Raw genomic sequence first — 16,036 nt, 5'->3', positions numbered from 1 at the left:
TCGATTGCTGGTAAAACAACTTTTATGAAATCCAAATAAGTGATTTGGAAAGGAGGATTTTATGAAGCAGACTGACATTCCTATTTGGGAACGTTATACCCTAACCATTGAAGAAGCGTCAAAATATTTTCGTATTGGCGAAAACAAGCTACGACGCTTGGCAGAGGAAAATAAAAATGCAAATTGGCTGATTATGAATGGCAATCGTATTCAGATTAAACGAAAACAATTTGAAAAAATTATAGATACATTGGACGCAATCTAGCGTCGCCAAAGGGTCTTGTATATGATAAAATAGTATTAAGTCGTATCAAGGCTCTTTCCATAAAGGAAAGGAGCAAATGCCATGTCAGAAAAAAGACGTGACAATAAAGGTCGAATCTTAAAGACTGGAGAGAGCCAACGAAAAGACGGAAGATACTTATACAAATATATAGATTCATTTGGAGAACCGCAATTTGTTTACTCGTGGAAACTTGTGGCTACAGACCGAGTACCAGCAGGAAAGCGTGATTGTATCTCACTTAGAGAGAAAATCGCAGAGTTACAGAAAGACATTCATGATGGTATTGATGTTGTAGGAAAGAAAATGACACTCTGCCAGCTTTACGCAAAACAGAACGCTCAAAGACCAAAGGTTAGAAAAAACACTGAAACTGGACGCAAATATCTTATGGATATTTTGAAGAAAGACAAGTTAGGTGTAAGAAGTATTGACAGTATTAAGCCATCAGACGCTAAAGAATGGGCTATTAGAATGAGTGAAAATGGTTATGCTTATCAAACCATCAATAACTACAAACGTTCTTTAAAGGCTTCATTCTATATTGCTATACAAGATGATTGTGTTCGGAAGAATCCATTTGACTTTCAACTGAAAGCAGTTCTTGATGATGATACTGTCCCTAAGACCGTACTAACAGAAGAACAGGAAGAAAAACTGTTAGCCTTTGCAAAAGCTGATAAAACCTACAGCAAAAATTATGATGAAATTCTGATACTCTTAAAAACAGGTCTTCGTATTTCAGAGTTTGGTGGTTTGACACTTCCAGATTTAGATTTTGAGAATCGTCTTGTCAATATAGACCATCAGCTATTGAGAGATACTGAAATTGGGTACTACATTGAAACACCAAAGACCAAAAGTGGCGAACGTCAAGTTCCTATGGTTGAAGAAGCCTATCAAGCATTTAAGCGAGTGTTAGCGAATCGAAAGAATGATAAGCGTGTTGAGATTGATGGATATAGTGATTTCCTCTTTCTTAATAGAAAGAACTATCCAAAAGTGGCAAGTGATTACAACGGCATGATGAAAGGTCTTGTTAAGAAATACAATAAGTATAACGAGGATAAATTGCCACACATCACTCCACATAGTTTGCGACATACATTCTGTACCAACTATGCAAATGCAGGAATGAATCCAAAGGCATTACAGTACATTATGGGACATGCTAATATAGCCATGACGCTGAACTATTACGCACATGCAACATTCGATTCTGCAATGGCAGAAATGAAACGCTTGAATAAAGAGAAGCAACAGGAGCGTCTTGTTGCTTAGTAGTACAAATGAATTTACTACTTATTTACCACTTCTGACAGCTAAGACATGAGGAAATATGCAAAGAAACGTGAAGTATCTTCCTACAGTAAAAATACTCGAAAGCACATAGAATAAGGCTTTACGAGCATTTAAGAAAATATAAAAAGATAATTAGAAATTTATACTTTGTTTAATATTAAAAAATCGCTAGCAATAAAGCTAGCGATTTTTTAGCAATCACAATTGACATCGCAACAAGCTAGGTTATCAAGGTACATTTGATTTTCTTTAAAGAATTCAAGGGTATCTTCGTCTAATATAATCCCTTCTCGTTGTGCGATATGATTAATAACAGGGACAAAGCGCTGTCTGAATTTATAAATATAGCAGAAAATAGTATCTCTTTGTCGTAAGCTTGGACCAATTAAGAAACAGTTATTAACGATAGTAGATTCGTCATCTTCAGTAACTATTGGCAACTGATTTTTATCGTATTCAAATAAAGCGATTCCGTCAATGAGATGACAGGTATTTAGAAAACCTGTGGAAAGAATAGGTTTATGGAAAGACTCCGCAGTACTACCGTCATCAAAAGTAACTTGATATTGTTTTCCAATTTGTTTAATCTCAATGGCTTTCTTGCCTTCAGAGATACTATAATATTCTTTTTTGTGGTCTTGTATATGTTTTAAACGTTCTTTAGTTAGGGGGGATAAAGAGATGCTTGGATCGGGATTGCTCTCTTTACGACCAAACGTATCTGTATATAATTCGACTTGATTTCCCAAATATACTAGATGTGTTAGTGCATCACAAGCACTTTCGTTTCCACCAATGATGATAAATGGATTGTCAGATTTGATATGGAAATTATCAACTTGACCATAGTGCATTCCTAGATCTGTACCTTTAATATCAATGGTATTTGGATTTTGAAATTCTCCTGTTGCCATAATAAGATAATCAGCAGAAAAATCTCCCTTTGAAGTTTTAATAACAAAAAGGCTATCTCGTTTATCAATAGATAGAACAGATGTTTCGTTTTGGATAGGGAGATTATAATGAGCAGCAACTAATTGTAAGTAGCGTGCATATTCCACTCCAGAAAGATGTTCTTTTTCAAATGAGAAAGCAGGAGAAGTATCTGGAATAACAGCGTTTAGATCTGGAAAACCAAAGCCATTGGTAGTGAAGGAAGGTGTGATAAATTGTGTTGTTCTGGGCCATCTTAAAAAAGATTCTCCAATGTGCCCTTTTTCAATGATAAGAAAATTTGTAAGTCCTAATCGTTGCATGGCAGAACCAAAACCGATTCCTGCAGCGCCTGCACCGATAATTATGGTTTGATAATGTTTCATGTCTTCTCCTTGACAAAAATAAATGTGTAAGATAAAATACTTAACCAGTTAACAATAATACAGTTTAACAAATAAAAGAGTGTTTGTAAAGAAAGGACTATTTGTGTTTTTACTATTATGTATTTTATCGATGTGGCTCATGATTTTTGGGGTTGCATTCTATTACTTTGGGTCGCTACATCAATCATTGACTTCAAGGATTATTTATCAGTTTGTACTTACTGTTTTGCTAACGACAACAGCTTGGTTCATGGGTGCCTATTTTTTAGCATTTGAAGGTCATTTTAAAACTGTCTTTCAATTCCAAGAAGCAGATGGTAAACAAATTGTAAATTGTTTATTTCAACTTTGTTTCGCCCTTTACGCAGTAGTAATGCTTATTGGGTCAATTATTGATAGAGTTCAGACGAAGCGACTTTTATTAGCTGTTGTTTCTTGGCTTTTCTTGGTGTATACGCCCTTAGCTTATTTAATTTGGAATTCAGAGGGTGTTTTTGCAAAGATGGGAGTACTTGATTTTTCAGGCGGAATGATCGTTCATTTATCTGCAGGGCTTTCTTCGTATATTTTAGCTCATGTTATTGGCAAGAGTGAACATCAGCACAATAAGGTTAAAAATGATAGTCTCTTTTTAGGAATGATACTTATTACATTTGGTTGGTTTGGATTTAATATGGGTCCAGTTGGTGAGTGGAATTCACAAGCCATTATGATACTTTTAAATACTATATTTGCTATTATAGGTGGTGGTTTGGCGTGGACATTGGCTGCTAAGTGGAATGGTGAGGAAGAGAAAACAGGAAGCTTATTGAATGGCATTATTGTTGGTCTTGTGACGAGTACAGCAGGAGTTGGGTATCTCTTAACTTGGCAATTATTAGCTGTAACATTCTTTGCATCCCTCTTCACCTACTTTGTAACGGATTACGTTGCGAAAGCTTTTGCCATTGATGATGTCGTTTCCTCCTTTGGAATGAATGGTATTGGGGGATTGTTGGGAAGTTTAGGAGTTGGTCTCTTTAAATTATCACATATGCCAGTTCAACTGTTAGCATTAGCTACCACAATTCTTTTGTCAATTATAATGACCTATATCATATCTAAAGCGATTTTTAGAAAATAATAAATAAGGTTGAGATGTACATCTCAACCTTATTTATTATTTTAGCAAGGAGAGTGACTAAATCGAATTATTATCATTTTCTTACTAGACAGCAACTGTACAAGGTTCTGAAAGTTAGTTGATTATTAATGATAGTTAGCATTTTTTAAGAATTGGAATACTTTTAAAAGGTGATTGTTTTAATTAGTTATAGTTGTTATTAAAAATCGTCTAACAGCAAGCATAGTTATCGGTGTAATTTACTGAATTTTTATTCAAAAAAACTTGACTTATGTATAAAGATGATTTATACTTGTTCCTATCATAATAAAAGGAAGATAGTTTATGTCAAAAAAAATAATATTAGGAATTTTATCTCTTTTATCTGTCGTTACTTTGGTGGCGTGTGGTTCATCAGACAAACAGCTACAAGATAAAGTTGAGAAAAAAGGGAAGTTAGTTTTAGCGGTGAGTCCAGATTATGCTCCCTTTGAGTTTAAAGCGCTTGTTAATGGGAAAGATAAAGTTGTCGGCGCAGATATTGAGTTAGCTCAAGCTATTGCTGATGAGCTTCATGTCAAACTAGAGGTATCTCCTATGAGTTTTGACAATGTTTTATCAAGTTTACAAACAGGTAAGGCTGATATGGCTATTTCTGGATTATCATATACTAAAGAGCGTGCTAAAGTCTATGATTTTTCAAAACCTTATTACACTACAGAAAATGCGGTTCTTGTTAGGAAGTCTGATTTAGGAAAATATACTTCAATCGAAAGCCTTAAAGGTAAAAAAATAGCAGTACAAAAAGGAAGTATCGAAGAGGGAGTTTCTAAGAAATCATTCAAAAATTCTCACGTCGTGTCACTGACAGCGATGGGAGAAGCGATTAGTGAGTTAAAATCAGGCAAGGTAGAAGCTGTTGATTTAGAAAAACCCGTAGCTGAAGGTTACTTGGCCCAGAATCCAGACCTTGTTCTTGCTAAGTTTGCCCTTAAAACAGGAGAAGGGGATGCTAAGGCTGTAGCTTTACCTAAAGACAGTGGAAAAATGTTGAAGACTGTTAACAAAGTGATAAAGAGACTTGAAAAAGAAGATAAATATAAAGTTTATATTTCAGATGCGGCTAAATTAACTGGCAATCAAGTTGAATAATATTAAAAAGCCTAGTCATAGGCTTTTTTGGATGTTATAATATGGCTTGACTAAGAATAATAGCATAAAGGCAGAGGAATATATGGTTCAGGGTTCAATTAATATTGAAAAATATAAAGATTTGGCGCTCCAAAAACAAGGCGAGCATCGTAAATTTTTAGCAAGTTTAAAAAAGAAAGCTCCTAAAAACTTAGATAAAATAGTCCAACAGATACATCAAGAGGTTTTTCAAGAAATTGATTGTACAGCATGTGCTAATTGTTGTAAAACTTTGGGTCCTCTATTTACAGAAGCTGATATTTCTAGGATTTCTAAACATTTCCGGATGAAGTTATCGGCTTTTGAAGATTTATTTTTAGAAGTAGATGAAGATGGAGATAAAGTATTTAAAGCGATGCCTTGTCCGTTTTTAGGCGATGATAACTTATGTAGTATATACGATGTCAGACCTAAAGCTTGTCGTGAATTTCCACATACTGATCGTAAGAAAATCTATCAAATTAATAACTTAACGATAAAAAATACTCTTACTTGTCCAGCGGCATACCTTTTTGTGGAAAAATTGAAATCACGTATAGGGAAATAATAACCCAGAGAAAGTATCATAAAAATATTGACAATCTGCTTTTATTTGGGTATCCTAGTAAGTGAACGTGAAAATGTTACAATATCTTGAGGAGGTGAAACATATGTCAAAAACAGTAGTACGTAAAAACGAATCACTTGACGATGCACTTCGTCGTTTCAAACGTTCTGTGACTAAAGCTGGTACTCTTCAAGAATCACGTAAACGTGAATTCTACGAAAAACCTTCTGTAAAACGTAAACGTAAATCAGAAGCAGCTCGCAAACGTAAAAAATTCTAATTAGATAGAATATGAAAAAACAGTTCAGAATTGAGCTGTTTTTTCATATATTATAACTATAAGTTAATAAAAAAACTCGGTAATCCGAGTCTTTTATTATTTGTTAGCGAGTAAGTCGCGGATTTCAGCAAGTAATTGCTCTTGTGTTGGTTCAACAACTTCAATAATTTCTTCTTCAGCAGGTTTCTTAGCCATAACCTTGTTAGCAGCTTTAACGATGAAGAATAAAGTAGTACCAACGATTAAGAAATTAATAACTGCACTTAAGAAATTACCGTAAGCAACACCATTCCATGAAAGCTGTGCGATATTTGAAACGCCAGCAGCTTTTAATACAGGATTAAGGATAAGCGGTGTAATAACGTCTTTAACAAGTGAAGTGATGATAGCATTAAAAGCTGCACCTAAAATAACAGCAACAGCAAGGTCTAAAACATTACCCTTAAATAAAAATTCTTTTAGTTCTTTAATCATGTGAACAAGCTCCTTAATATTATTTAATTCACGTTCATTATAGCAGATTTCTTTTGAGAAATCCAAGTAATAGGTTTCAAATTATCTGTAAATTTTTATATTAAATCAGTGAAGAAGAAATCCTTGAAAAAGCTTTTGAAAAAATTTACACAGAAAAGAAAAAATGATATAATCAAATGTAAAACTATAATGGGTTATTTCTGTGGAGGTCATGACTTGGCAATTGATAAAGAAAAAATTTCTGAAATCAAGAACAGTGTTAACATTGTTGATGTCATCGGTGAAGTTGTCGGTTTGACAAAAACAGGACGCAATCATCTTGGTTTATGCCCATTTCATAAAGAAAAAACGCCATCTTTTAATGTTATCGAAGATAGGCAGTTTTTTCATTGTTTTGGTTGTGGTCGCTCTGGTGATGTCTTTAAATTTGTGGAAGATTACCAACATATTAGTTTTTTAGATAGTGTACAAGTTCTAGCTGAACGTTCAGGAATACCTCTAGATACTAATTTTAAGGGGCAAGTTCCTAAAAAACCTAAAGCTAATCAGTCGCTTTTAGATATTCATAGAGTTGCTTCGGGATTTTACCATGCCTATTTAATGACAACTAATGATGGTGAACGCGCTAGACAATACCTTGCCGAGCGCGGAGTGACAGAGGACTTAATTAAACATTTTCAAATAGGATTATCGCCGGGAGGGCAGGATTTTCTATATCGTCGTCTGGCAAAAGAGTTTGATGAAAAAACTTTGATGTCTTCTGGTTTGTTCAATTATTCAGAAAATAGCAATCAGTTTTACGATTCATTTAATAATAGAATTATGTTTCCGTTAACTAATGATATTGGTGAAGTCATTGCGTTTTCAGGACGAGTTTGGACTCAAGAGGACATTGATAGAAAACAAGCTAAATATAAAAATTCTCGTGCCACCCCTATTTTTAATAAGTCTTACGAGCTTTACCATTTAGATAAAGCGCGTGCTGTAATTAATAAAGCACACGAAGTTTACCTAATGGAAGGCTTTATGGATGTTATTGCAGCTTATCGTGCAGGAATTGAGAATGTTGTTGCTTCTATGGGGACCGCTTTAACCAATGAACATGTTAGACACCTTAAAAGATTTACTAAGAAAGTTGTTCTGACTTATGATGGTGATAGAGCTGGTCAAAACGCAATTGACAAGTCTTTAGAACTGCTATCAGATATGACTGTTGATATCGTTAGGATACCTAATAAAATGGACCCTGATGAATTTCTACAAGCAAATTCAGCAGAAGATTTTAAACAACTCTTAGAAAATGGGCGCATCAGTAATACAGAGTTTTATATCCACTACTTAAAGCCTGAAAACACCGATAATTTACAATCTGAAATTGCTTATGTTGAAAAAATAGCGAAATTAATTGCTAAATCTCCATCGATAACAGCACAAAATTCATATATTACAAAAGTGGCTGAACTCTTGCCAGATTTTGATTATTTTCAAGTAGAACAATCGGTTAATAACGAACGATTGCATCATAGAAGTCAACAGCAAGCTTCATCTTCAGTACAAACAAGTGCTACAGTGCAATTACCACAGACAGGTAAGTTATCAGCTATCACTAAAACAGAAATGCAATTGTTTCATCGATTATTGAATCATCCCTACCTGTTAAATGAATTCCGTAATAGGGATAATTTTTATTTTGATACAACAGAAATACAAGTTTTATATGAGTTGCTAAAAGAAAGTGGTGAGATCACGTCTTATGATTTATCACAAGAAAGTGACAAAGTTAATCGTACTTATTATATAATTTTAGAGGAACAATTACCTGTAGAAGTATCTATTGGAGAGATTGAAGCCGTCGAAAAGGCACGTGACCGTTTATTGAAAGAACGTGATTTAAGAAAACAAAGCCAGTTAATTAGACAATCTAGTAATCAAGGTGATGAAGAAGGAGCCTTGGCTGCATTAGAAAATTTAATTGCTCAAAAAAGAAATATGGAATGAGGAACCTATGGCAGAGAAAAAAGGAAATACAACTTTTAATGTTCAAGTTGCGGATTTTATTCGCAATCATAAAAAACAAGGTACTGCAATTGATGATGAGGTAACAGAAAAACTTGTTATTCCTTTTGTTTTAGATGCAGATCAAATTGATGATTTGTTAGAACGATTGACAGACGGTGGCATTTCAATCACAGATAAAGAAGGCAATCCTTCAACAAAGTATGTGGTAGAAGGGCCAAAACCTGAAGAATTGACTGATGAAGAGCTCATAGGAAGTAATTCTGCTAAAGTCAATGACCCAGTACGTATGTACTTGAAGGAAATTGGTGTTGTTCCTCTTTTAACGAATGAAGAAGAAAAAGAATTGGCTGTTGCGGTTGCTGAGGGAGATTTAATGGCTAAACAACGTTTAGCTGAAGCAAACCTTCGTCTTGTTGTCTCAATTGCAAAACGTTATGTTGGACGTGGAATGCAATTTCTTGATTTAATTCAAGAGGGTAACATGGGGCTCATGAAAGCTGTTGATAAATTTGATTATTCAAAGGGATTCAAATTTTCAACTTATGCAACATGGTGGATTCGTCAAGCTATAACACGTGCAATTGCAGATCAAGCACGTACGATTCGTATTCCTGTTCATATGGTTGAAACGATTAATAAATTGGTCCGTGAACAACGTAATCTTCTTCAAGAACTTGGTCAAGATCCAACTCCTGAGCAAATCGCAGAACGCATGGATATGACACCAGATAAAGTACGTGAAATCCTAAAAATTGCTCAAGAGCCGGTATCGCTAGAAACGCCAATCGGTGAGGAAGATGATAGCCATTTGGGTGATTTCATTGAAGACGAAGTTATTGAAAATCCAGTAGATTATACTACACGTGTTGTTCTTCGTGAGCAATTAGATGAGGTTTTAGATACTCTTACTGACCGTGAAGAGAATGTTCTTCGTTTACGCTTTGGTCTTGACGATGGTAAAATGCGTACGTTAGAGGACGTAGGTAAAGTATTTAATGTTACTCGTGAGCGCATTCGTCAGATTGAAGCTAAAGCCCTTAGAAAACTTCGCCATCCTAGTCGTAGCAAGCAACTTAAAGATTTCATGGAAGATTGATTGCTTCTCGATAATCGTTTTTAGAATAGGAAGTTTAGTTTCTAATAAAAATGATTTGCAAAGGAGTTATCTTAAAGACGGTATTAATATTTTCAGAGAGGTATTATAATGTCAGAAGTAAAGCAATATAGCGAAGAAGAAGTTGGAAAAATAAAAGATCGTATCCTAGAAGCTTTGGAGATGGTTATCGATCCTGAATTGGGAATAGATATTGTTAACCTTGGGTTAATTTATGAGATTCGCTTTGAAGATAACGGTCGAACTGAAATTGATATGACTTTAACGACTATGGGATGCCCGTTAGCAGATTTATTGACAGATCAAATTCATGATGTTATGAAAACAGTCCCAGAGGTAACTGAAACCGAGGTGAAATTGGTATGGTACCCAGCCTGGTCTGTTGATAAGATGAGTCGTTATGCTCGTATCGCTTTGGGAATTCGTTCATAAGATAAAGAGTAAAGGGATGAAATATTCCCTTTTTTAGTGTACAATAAACGAAGAATTAAAAGTTAAACTTATTTTTAAAGGAGCAAGGAATGATTTTAATTACAGGGGCAAACGGGCAATTAGGTAGTGAATTACGTCACCTTTTAGACGAACGAACTCAAGAGTATGTTGCTGTTGATGTAGCTGAAATGGATATTACAAATGCCGAGATGGTGGACAAAGTCTTTGAAGAGGTGAAGCCATCTTTAGTTTACCATTGTGCAGCTTACACAGCTGTTGATGCGGCAGAAGATGAAGGAAAAGAGCTAGACTTTGCAATCAATGTCACTGGTACAGAGAATGTCGCTAAGGCTGCTGCTAAACATGATGCAACACTTGTTTACATTTCGACGGACTACGTGTTTGATGGTGAAAAACCAGTGGGGCAAGAATGGGAAGTAGATGATCTGCCTGATCCCAAAACAGAGTACGGTCGTACAAAACGTATGGGTGAAGAGTTAGTTGAAAAATATACTTCAAAATTCTATACCATTCGCACAGCGTGGGTATTTGGTAACTATGGTAAAAACTTTGTCTTTACGATGCAAAACCTTGCAAAAACACACAAAACTCTAACTGTTGTTAACGACCAACATGGACGACCAACATGGACACGTACTTTGGCTGAGTTTATGACTTATTTAGCTGAAAATCAAAAAGATTTTGGTTACTATCATTTATCAAATGATGCTAAAGAAGATACAACATGGTATGATTTTGCGGTTGAAATCTTAAAAGACACAGATGTGGAGGTTAAGCCTGTTGATTCTAGTCAATTCCCAGCAAAAGCAAAACGTCCTTTAAATTCAACTATGAGTTTGGAAAAAGCGAAAGCAACAGGATTTGTGATTCCTACTTGGCAAGATGCTTTAAAAGAGTTCTACAAGCAGGAAGTTAAAAAATAAGATCAAAACAAAGAGTAGTAAGGCTAGAGAATCCTTTTAGCTTACTGCTCTTTTTAGCTAACTTTTCTAATTTATGGTATAATTGTATGGATTGTTTAGCTAGAATGGAGAAGATGATGCAAGATGTTTTCATTATAGGAAGTAGAGGGTTGCCAGCTCGTTACGGTGGTTTTGAAACTTTTGTTTCAGAATTGATTAATCATCAAAAAAGTTTCGACATAAAATACCATGTTGCATGCCTTAGTGATAAAGAACATCATACTCATTTTAACTTTGCTGACGCTGATTGTTTTACTATAAATCCTCCCCAATTAGGGCCAGCACGTGTGATTGCTTATGATATTATGGCCATTAATTATGCCCTTGACTTGGTTAAGACACATGATTTAAAAGAGCCTATTTTTTATATTTTAGGAAATACAATTGGTGCCTTTATTTGGCATTTTGCCAATAAAATACATAAAGTCGGTGGCTTATTGTATGTTAATCCGGATGGTTTAGAGTGGAAGCGATCAAAGTGGTCTCGTCCCACACAGCGTTATTTAAAATACGCCGAAAAATGTATGACTAAAAATGCAGACCTAATTATTTCTGATAATATTGGTATTGAAAATTACATTCAATCTACCTACTCTAATGTGAAGACAAGGTTCATTGCTTACGGTACAGAGATTAATTCTAGGAAATTATCGTCAGATGATCCACGTGTCAAACAGTTGTTTAAAAAATGGAATATTAAGTCTAAGGGTTACTATCTAATCGTTGGTCGATTTGTCCCTGAAAACAATTATGAAACGGCTATTAGGGAGTTCATGGCTTCAGATACTAAGCGTGATTTAGTTATTATCTGTAACCATCAAAATAACCCCTACTTTGAAAAGTTGTCCTTAAAGACAAACCTTCAACAAGATAAAAGAGTTAAGTTTGTAGGTACGCTCTATGAAAAAGATCTGCTGGATTATGTTCGTCAACAAGCCTTTGCTTATATTCATGGGCATGAAGTTGGCGGTACTAATCCAGGACTGCTTGAGGCTTTAGCTAATACTGATTTGAATCTTGTTCTAGATGTTGATTTCAACAAATCAGTAGCAGGTCTCTCAAGTTTTTACTGGGCTAAAAAAGAGGGGGATTTAGCTAAGCTTATTAACGATAGTGATCAACAACAGGATTTATCTACTTACGGTGATCGAGCAAAAGCCATTATTCAAGAAAACTATACTTGGAAAAAAATTGTTGAAGAATATGAGGATTTGTTTTTAAATGAAAGTTAATATTTTAATGGCCACCTACAATGGAGAGAAGTTTCTGGCGCAGCAAATCGAAAGTATCCAAAAGCAAACCTTTAAAGAGTGGAACCTCCTAATCAGAGATGATGGTTCAAGTGACAAGACATGTGATATTATTAGAAACTTTACTGCTAAAGATTCTCGAATTCGTTTCATTAATGAAAATGAGCACCATAATTTAGGAGTTATTAAATCATTTTTTACGCTAGTTAATTACGAAGTTGCAGATTTCTATTTTTTTAGTGATCAAGATGATGTATGGTTGCCAGAAAAGTTATCTGTAAGTTTAGAGGCAGCAAAGCATAAAGCATCTGATGTACCATTACTTGTTTATACTGATTTGAAAGTTGTTAATCAAGAATTAAATATTTTACAAGACAGCATGATTCGGGCTCAATCGCACCATGCCAATACGACATTATTACCAGAACTAACTGAGAATACTGTTACTGGTGGGACTATGATGATAAATCATGCATTAGCTGAGAAGTGGTTTACTCCTAATGATATCTTAATGCATGATTGGTTTTTAGCACTCTTAGCAGCAAGTTTAGGAGAAATCATTTATTTGGATTTACCAACTCAACTATACCGTCAACATGACAATAATGTTTTGGGGGCGAGGACAATGGATAAGAGATTTAAGATACTTCGTGAAGGTCCTAAATCTATATTTACAAGGTATTGGAAACTTATCCATGACTCACAAAAGCAAGCTTCCTTAATTGTTGATAAGTATGGTGATATTATGACAGCTAATGATCTTGAGCTCATTAAATGTTTTATAAAAATTGACAAACAGCCTTTTATGACAAGATTAAGGTGGTTATGGAAATATGGTTATAGCAAAAATCAATTTAAGCATCAAGTTGTGTTTAAATGGTTGATTGCAACAAATTATTACAATAAGAGATAAGATGATGAAAAAAATTTTACTAGTGATACCTGCTTATAATGAAGAAGGTAGTATTGCAAAGACAGTCCAGACTATTGTAGATTTTAAGGCGTCTCGCTCACTACCTTTTGAGCTGGATTATATTGTTATTAACGATGGGTCAACCGATGGTACTCCAGAGTTATTAGATAGATTGGGTTTAAATCATATTGACCTTGTTCAAAATCTAGGTATTGGTGGCTGTGTGCAGACAGGATACTTATACGCTAATCGTAATCATTACGATGTTGCCGTTCAATTTGATGGTGATGGTCAACATGATATTAGAAGCATTGAAGATGTTGTTATGCCAATCTTAAATGACGAAGCAGATTTTGTTATTGGTTCTCGCTTTGTTGATAAAAAACATCAAAATTTTCAATCGACAGCAATGAGGCGTCTTGGCATAAATTTAATATCTGCTGCTATAAAATTAACGACGGGACACAAAGTCTATGATACAACAAGTGGTTATAGGGCAGCCAACGCGGCGCTAATAGCTTATTTATCGTGTCATTATCCAGTACAATACCCAGAGCCTGAATCAACTGCTCGGATTTTGAAAAAAGGCTATCGTTTGAAGGAAGTCACAGCTAATATGTTTGAACGTGAGGCAGGTACTTCAAGTATAAGTTCCCTAAAATCGATTTTTTATATGACGGATGTTTTAACATCAATTATTATTGCAGGGTTTATTAAGGAGGATGATAAATGAGTTTAGCATTGCAAATTGAAATGTTTATTTTAGCCATTGTCCTACTTTATATGATTATAAGAATGGTTAATAAAAACACATTTTCTGTTAAACGTTCTTTACCTTGGCTATTAGTTGGTTTAATTCTAGTCTTTATTAGTGTATTTCCTGGGGTGGTCTCATTTATCGCTCATCACCTTGGATTCGCTTTAACGATGAATTTCTTGTTATTTGGTGCTATTTTATTTCTGTTTTGTTTAGAATTATTTGATACTAGTAGCAATACCAAAAGAGATGAGCAAATTAAACGCCTGATTCAAGAGGTTTCTTTGTTGAAAAAAGAGATAGAGGATAGCACTTTAGATGAGTAAAAAACATATTTTTATTTGTCTGTTTTTCATGCTTTTTTTAGTAGGTTGCCAAAATAATAAAAAAGTAAAAACAGATAAAAAAGTAGATATTACAGCTTATTATTATCATAATAATACCCCGCAATACAGTGTTCAGATTAATGCTATTCATTTACAAACAGCATTGGATAAAGTGAGGACGGGGGAGTTTGAGAGCAAAGACTTTACACACTATACTTTTGATAGTATCAAGCGGAAGTACCAAGTTAGTGGTAAAAAAGTCCTTATGGATAATAACTATAGATTTGGTTCTGGTATAAAAAATACTAGACAGGATGCTATTGCTATTGTAAGGTTACTGCTTGAAAAGAATAAAGATTATTTAATTTACATGAATGGCTTAGAAGAGCCAAGTGTTTTATATAATCCAGAAAATAAACGTTATAAGTTCACAAATAACAAAGGAAAAGCAATTGGTAATATTCCAGTTGGTTTAACTGCTTTTGAAAACAGCGCAGAAACTCAAGAATATGTGTTGAAAAATATTCAGAAAAACGAAACGATTTATCTTGGTAATACCCGAGTAGATAATCCTCGAGTAACTGTTAATAACAAAAAAAGAGATACTATAGGAGTTGAATACGGTAAACGTATTACTTATAGGATTCCAATTTATTCAAAGCAGCTGACTGTCAGAGTTAGCCCTAATTTTGTAGTAGATAGTACTAATTATAATTACCGACTTTCTCAAGCGCCTATTATTGCGGAAGAAGGTAAAGAGGGACGTTTGTATCCAATAGATAGCAGTATTAGTGTCGATGGTGATAAAATTGTTTTAAATAGTAGTGGTGATGAAACAGAGCAAAAAGAATTATTACAAAATAGCCTGTATAAACTTCACTCTATTGATAAGTTAGACTTTGATTTGACAAATGCTGATATTAAAGAGTTAGAGATTACAGGACATGTTGCTTCAAAAAGAGATTATAATTTGTCTGTTGCTCAGGAAAAGAAAGGCGTCATAGAGACTAAACGGAGTCTAATTTCTGTTGATAATCAAAAACAAGATCAAGGGATTTTTGTCGAGGATTCTAAAGGCTATATAAAGACACCTAGTTTGAGCAGTTATGGTATAAATTTTGCCATGTATGACGACAATCAAAATAGATTATTACAAGGTTCAGAGTATATTTTAGGAAGATTGAATGCAGATAAAAAAGTATCTCTATATCAACCTAATGGCTTTTGGATAAATACTCAAAAAACGATTAAGAGTTTAAATAAAGAATATCTTAACCAAAATGCTTACCATATTAGAGGAAATAACATTATAGGTATTGATGGCTATTCAAATGACATAGACTTGAATCCTAGGTTATGGGCTTATAACTATAAAAAACAAGTGAAAAGTAACCAATCATTATTTAAATTACGAGGTTTGTCTAATAAATATAAGTATTTCTTAATACAGACAAAATCTCCAAAAGGCTACTTACAAAGCAATAAACCATTTTATTTTACAGTAAATAAAGATAGTGTTTCTAAAGCACAATTTGGTAACTATAATATAAATGGTTATATAATGGACATGCAGTACAACAAACAAGAATACAATGCACTTGCAAACACTCCAAAAGGTCAAAAAACAAAGAAAACTTTCAAACCCATGACCCTAGTGATTCTTTTTGCAGTAGCTTTATTTATTTTCTATATTACAGCTATAAGATTTGTATTTAAAAGAATGTGAGTTAACTGTTAGACAGAG

At 34.2% G+C, this 16,036-nt stretch carries 17 protein-coding genes; 15 read left to right on the top strand and 2 right to left on the bottom strand.

Going from position 1 to position 16,036, the window contains the following annotated elements; translation table 11 throughout:
- The first annotated feature begins 61 nt into the window (after positions 1–61).
- Together EGX96_RS01290 and EGX96_RS01285 are read left to right on the top strand one after the other, a co-directional pair.
- Positions 62–265 carry an excisionase gene (locus EGX96_RS01290; protein WP_000814511.1) on the top strand — a complete coding sequence of 68 codons (204 nt, stop codon included), beginning with the start codon at positions 62–64 and terminating at the stop codon, positions 263–265.
- 81 nt (positions 266–346) lie between these two features.
- Positions 347–1,564, top strand: coding sequence for a tyrosine-type recombinase/integrase (locus EGX96_RS01285; protein ID WP_001291561.1), 1,218 nt, complete (start codon positions 347–349; stop codon positions 1,562–1,564).
- A 212-nt stretch (positions 1,565–1,776) separates the two neighbouring features.
- Here the strand turns inward: EGX96_RS01285 and EGX96_RS01280 are convergent, their stop codons facing one another.
- The gene (locus EGX96_RS01280; RefSeq protein WP_047200365.1) at positions 1,777–2,904 is read right to left on the bottom strand and encodes an NAD(P)/FAD-dependent oxidoreductase; all 1,128 of its coding nucleotides are present in this window, start codon (positions 2,902–2,904) and stop codon (positions 1,777–1,779) included.
- Between the two features lie 103 nt (positions 2,905–3,007).
- On the opposite strand from EGX96_RS01280, the gene EGX96_RS01275 reads away from it, so the two are divergent.
- The 4 genes from EGX96_RS01275 to rpsU all read left to right on the top strand — a co-directional run bounded on the left by EGX96_RS01275 (position 3,008) and on the right by rpsU (position 6,024).
- Positions 3,008–4,027, top strand: a complete 1,020-nt coding sequence (locus tag EGX96_RS01275) for an ammonium transporter (protein ID WP_001866555.1) — start codon at positions 3,008–3,010, stop codon at positions 4,025–4,027.
- Positions 4,028–4,351: 324 nt separating this feature from the next.
- Positions 4,352–5,158 carry a transporter substrate-binding domain-containing protein gene (locus EGX96_RS01270; protein ID WP_000037656.1) on the top strand — a complete coding sequence of 269 codons (807 nt, stop codon included), beginning with the start codon at positions 4,352–4,354 and terminating at the stop codon, positions 5,156–5,158.
- 82 nt (positions 5,159–5,240) lie between these two features.
- Positions 5,241–5,744 (top strand): YkgJ family cysteine cluster protein, encoded by a 504-nt coding sequence (locus EGX96_RS01265; RefSeq protein WP_000249815.1) that lies wholly within the window; start codon positions 5,241–5,243, stop codon positions 5,742–5,744.
- Positions 5,745–5,847: 103 nt separating this feature from the next.
- On the top strand, positions 5,848–6,024 hold the full coding sequence (gene rpsU / locus EGX96_RS01260; protein ID WP_000048058.1) for a 30S ribosomal protein S21: 177 nt from the start codon (positions 5,848–5,850) through the stop codon (positions 6,022–6,024).
- Positions 6,025–6,120: 96 nt separating this feature from the next.
- Here the strand turns inward: rpsU and mscL are convergent, their stop codons facing one another.
- Positions 6,121–6,498 carry a large conductance mechanosensitive channel protein MscL gene (mscL, locus tag EGX96_RS01255; protein ID WP_000588846.1) on the bottom strand — a complete coding sequence of 126 codons (378 nt, stop codon included), beginning with the start codon at positions 6,496–6,498 and terminating at the stop codon, positions 6,121–6,123.
- 189 nt (positions 6,499–6,687) lie between these two features.
- Between mscL and dnaG the strand changes: the two genes are divergently transcribed.
- The 9 genes from dnaG to EGX96_RS01210 all read left to right on the top strand — a co-directional run bounded on the left by dnaG (position 6,688) and on the right by EGX96_RS01210 (position 16,018).
- A complete protein-coding gene (gene dnaG, locus EGX96_RS01250; protein WP_000540259.1) occupies positions 6,688–8,496 on the top strand; it encodes a DNA primase in 1,809 nt (602 codons plus the stop codon).
- 7 nt (positions 8,497–8,503) lie between these two features.
- Complete coding sequence (rpoD, locus tag EGX96_RS01245; protein ID WP_000818341.1) at positions 8,504–9,613, top strand: RNA polymerase sigma factor RpoD; 1,110 nt, start codon at positions 8,504–8,506, stop codon at positions 9,611–9,613.
- Between the two features lie 108 nt (positions 9,614–9,721).
- The gene (locus EGX96_RS01240; RefSeq protein WP_000005640.1) at positions 9,722–10,063 is read left to right on the top strand and encodes a metal-sulfur cluster assembly factor; all 342 of its coding nucleotides are present in this window, start codon (positions 9,722–9,724) and stop codon (positions 10,061–10,063) included.
- An 89-nt stretch (positions 10,064–10,152) separates the two neighbouring features.
- The gene (gene rfbD, locus EGX96_RS01235; protein WP_000600896.1) at positions 10,153–11,007 is read left to right on the top strand and encodes a dTDP-4-dehydrorhamnose reductase; all 855 of its coding nucleotides are present in this window, start codon (positions 10,153–10,155) and stop codon (positions 11,005–11,007) included.
- A 116-nt stretch (positions 11,008–11,123) separates the two neighbouring features.
- Entirely contained in the window at positions 11,124–12,278 is a 1,155-nt protein-coding gene (cps2T, locus tag EGX96_RS01230) for a beta 1-4 rhamnosyltransferase Cps2T (RefSeq protein WP_001154382.1), read from the top strand.
- Positions 12,268–13,209, top strand: coding sequence for a glycosyltransferase family 2 protein (locus EGX96_RS01225; RefSeq protein ID WP_000867340.1), 942 nt, complete (start codon positions 12,268–12,270; stop codon positions 13,207–13,209). Before cps2T ends, EGX96_RS01225 begins: the two co-directional genes overlap by 11 nt.
- A gap of 1 nt (position 13,210) precedes the next feature.
- On the top strand, positions 13,211–13,942 hold the full coding sequence (locus tag EGX96_RS01220) for a glycosyltransferase family 2 protein (RefSeq protein WP_000976127.1): 732 nt from the start codon (positions 13,211–13,213) through the stop codon (positions 13,940–13,942).
- The gene (locus EGX96_RS01215; protein ID WP_000050394.1) at positions 13,939–14,292 is read left to right on the top strand and encodes a DUF2304 domain-containing protein; all 354 of its coding nucleotides are present in this window, start codon (positions 13,939–13,941) and stop codon (positions 14,290–14,292) included. The genes EGX96_RS01220 and EGX96_RS01215 overlap by 4 nt, the downstream gene beginning before the upstream one ends.
- Positions 14,285–16,018, top strand: coding sequence for a SpaA isopeptide-forming pilin-related protein (locus EGX96_RS01210; protein WP_000037459.1), 1,734 nt, complete (start codon positions 14,285–14,287; stop codon positions 16,016–16,018). Before EGX96_RS01215 ends, EGX96_RS01210 begins: the two co-directional genes overlap by 8 nt.
- Positions 16,019–16,036 lie beyond the last annotated feature (18 nt).

It is taken from the genome of Streptococcus sp. FDAARGOS_520 (assembly GCF_003812685.1).
Taxonomy (GTDB): Bacteria; Bacillota; Bacilli; order Lactobacillales; family Streptococcaceae; genus Streptococcus; species Streptococcus agalactiae.
Note: the sequence above shows the minus strand (reverse complement) of the source record. Positions and strands in the feature narration are given on the sequence as shown.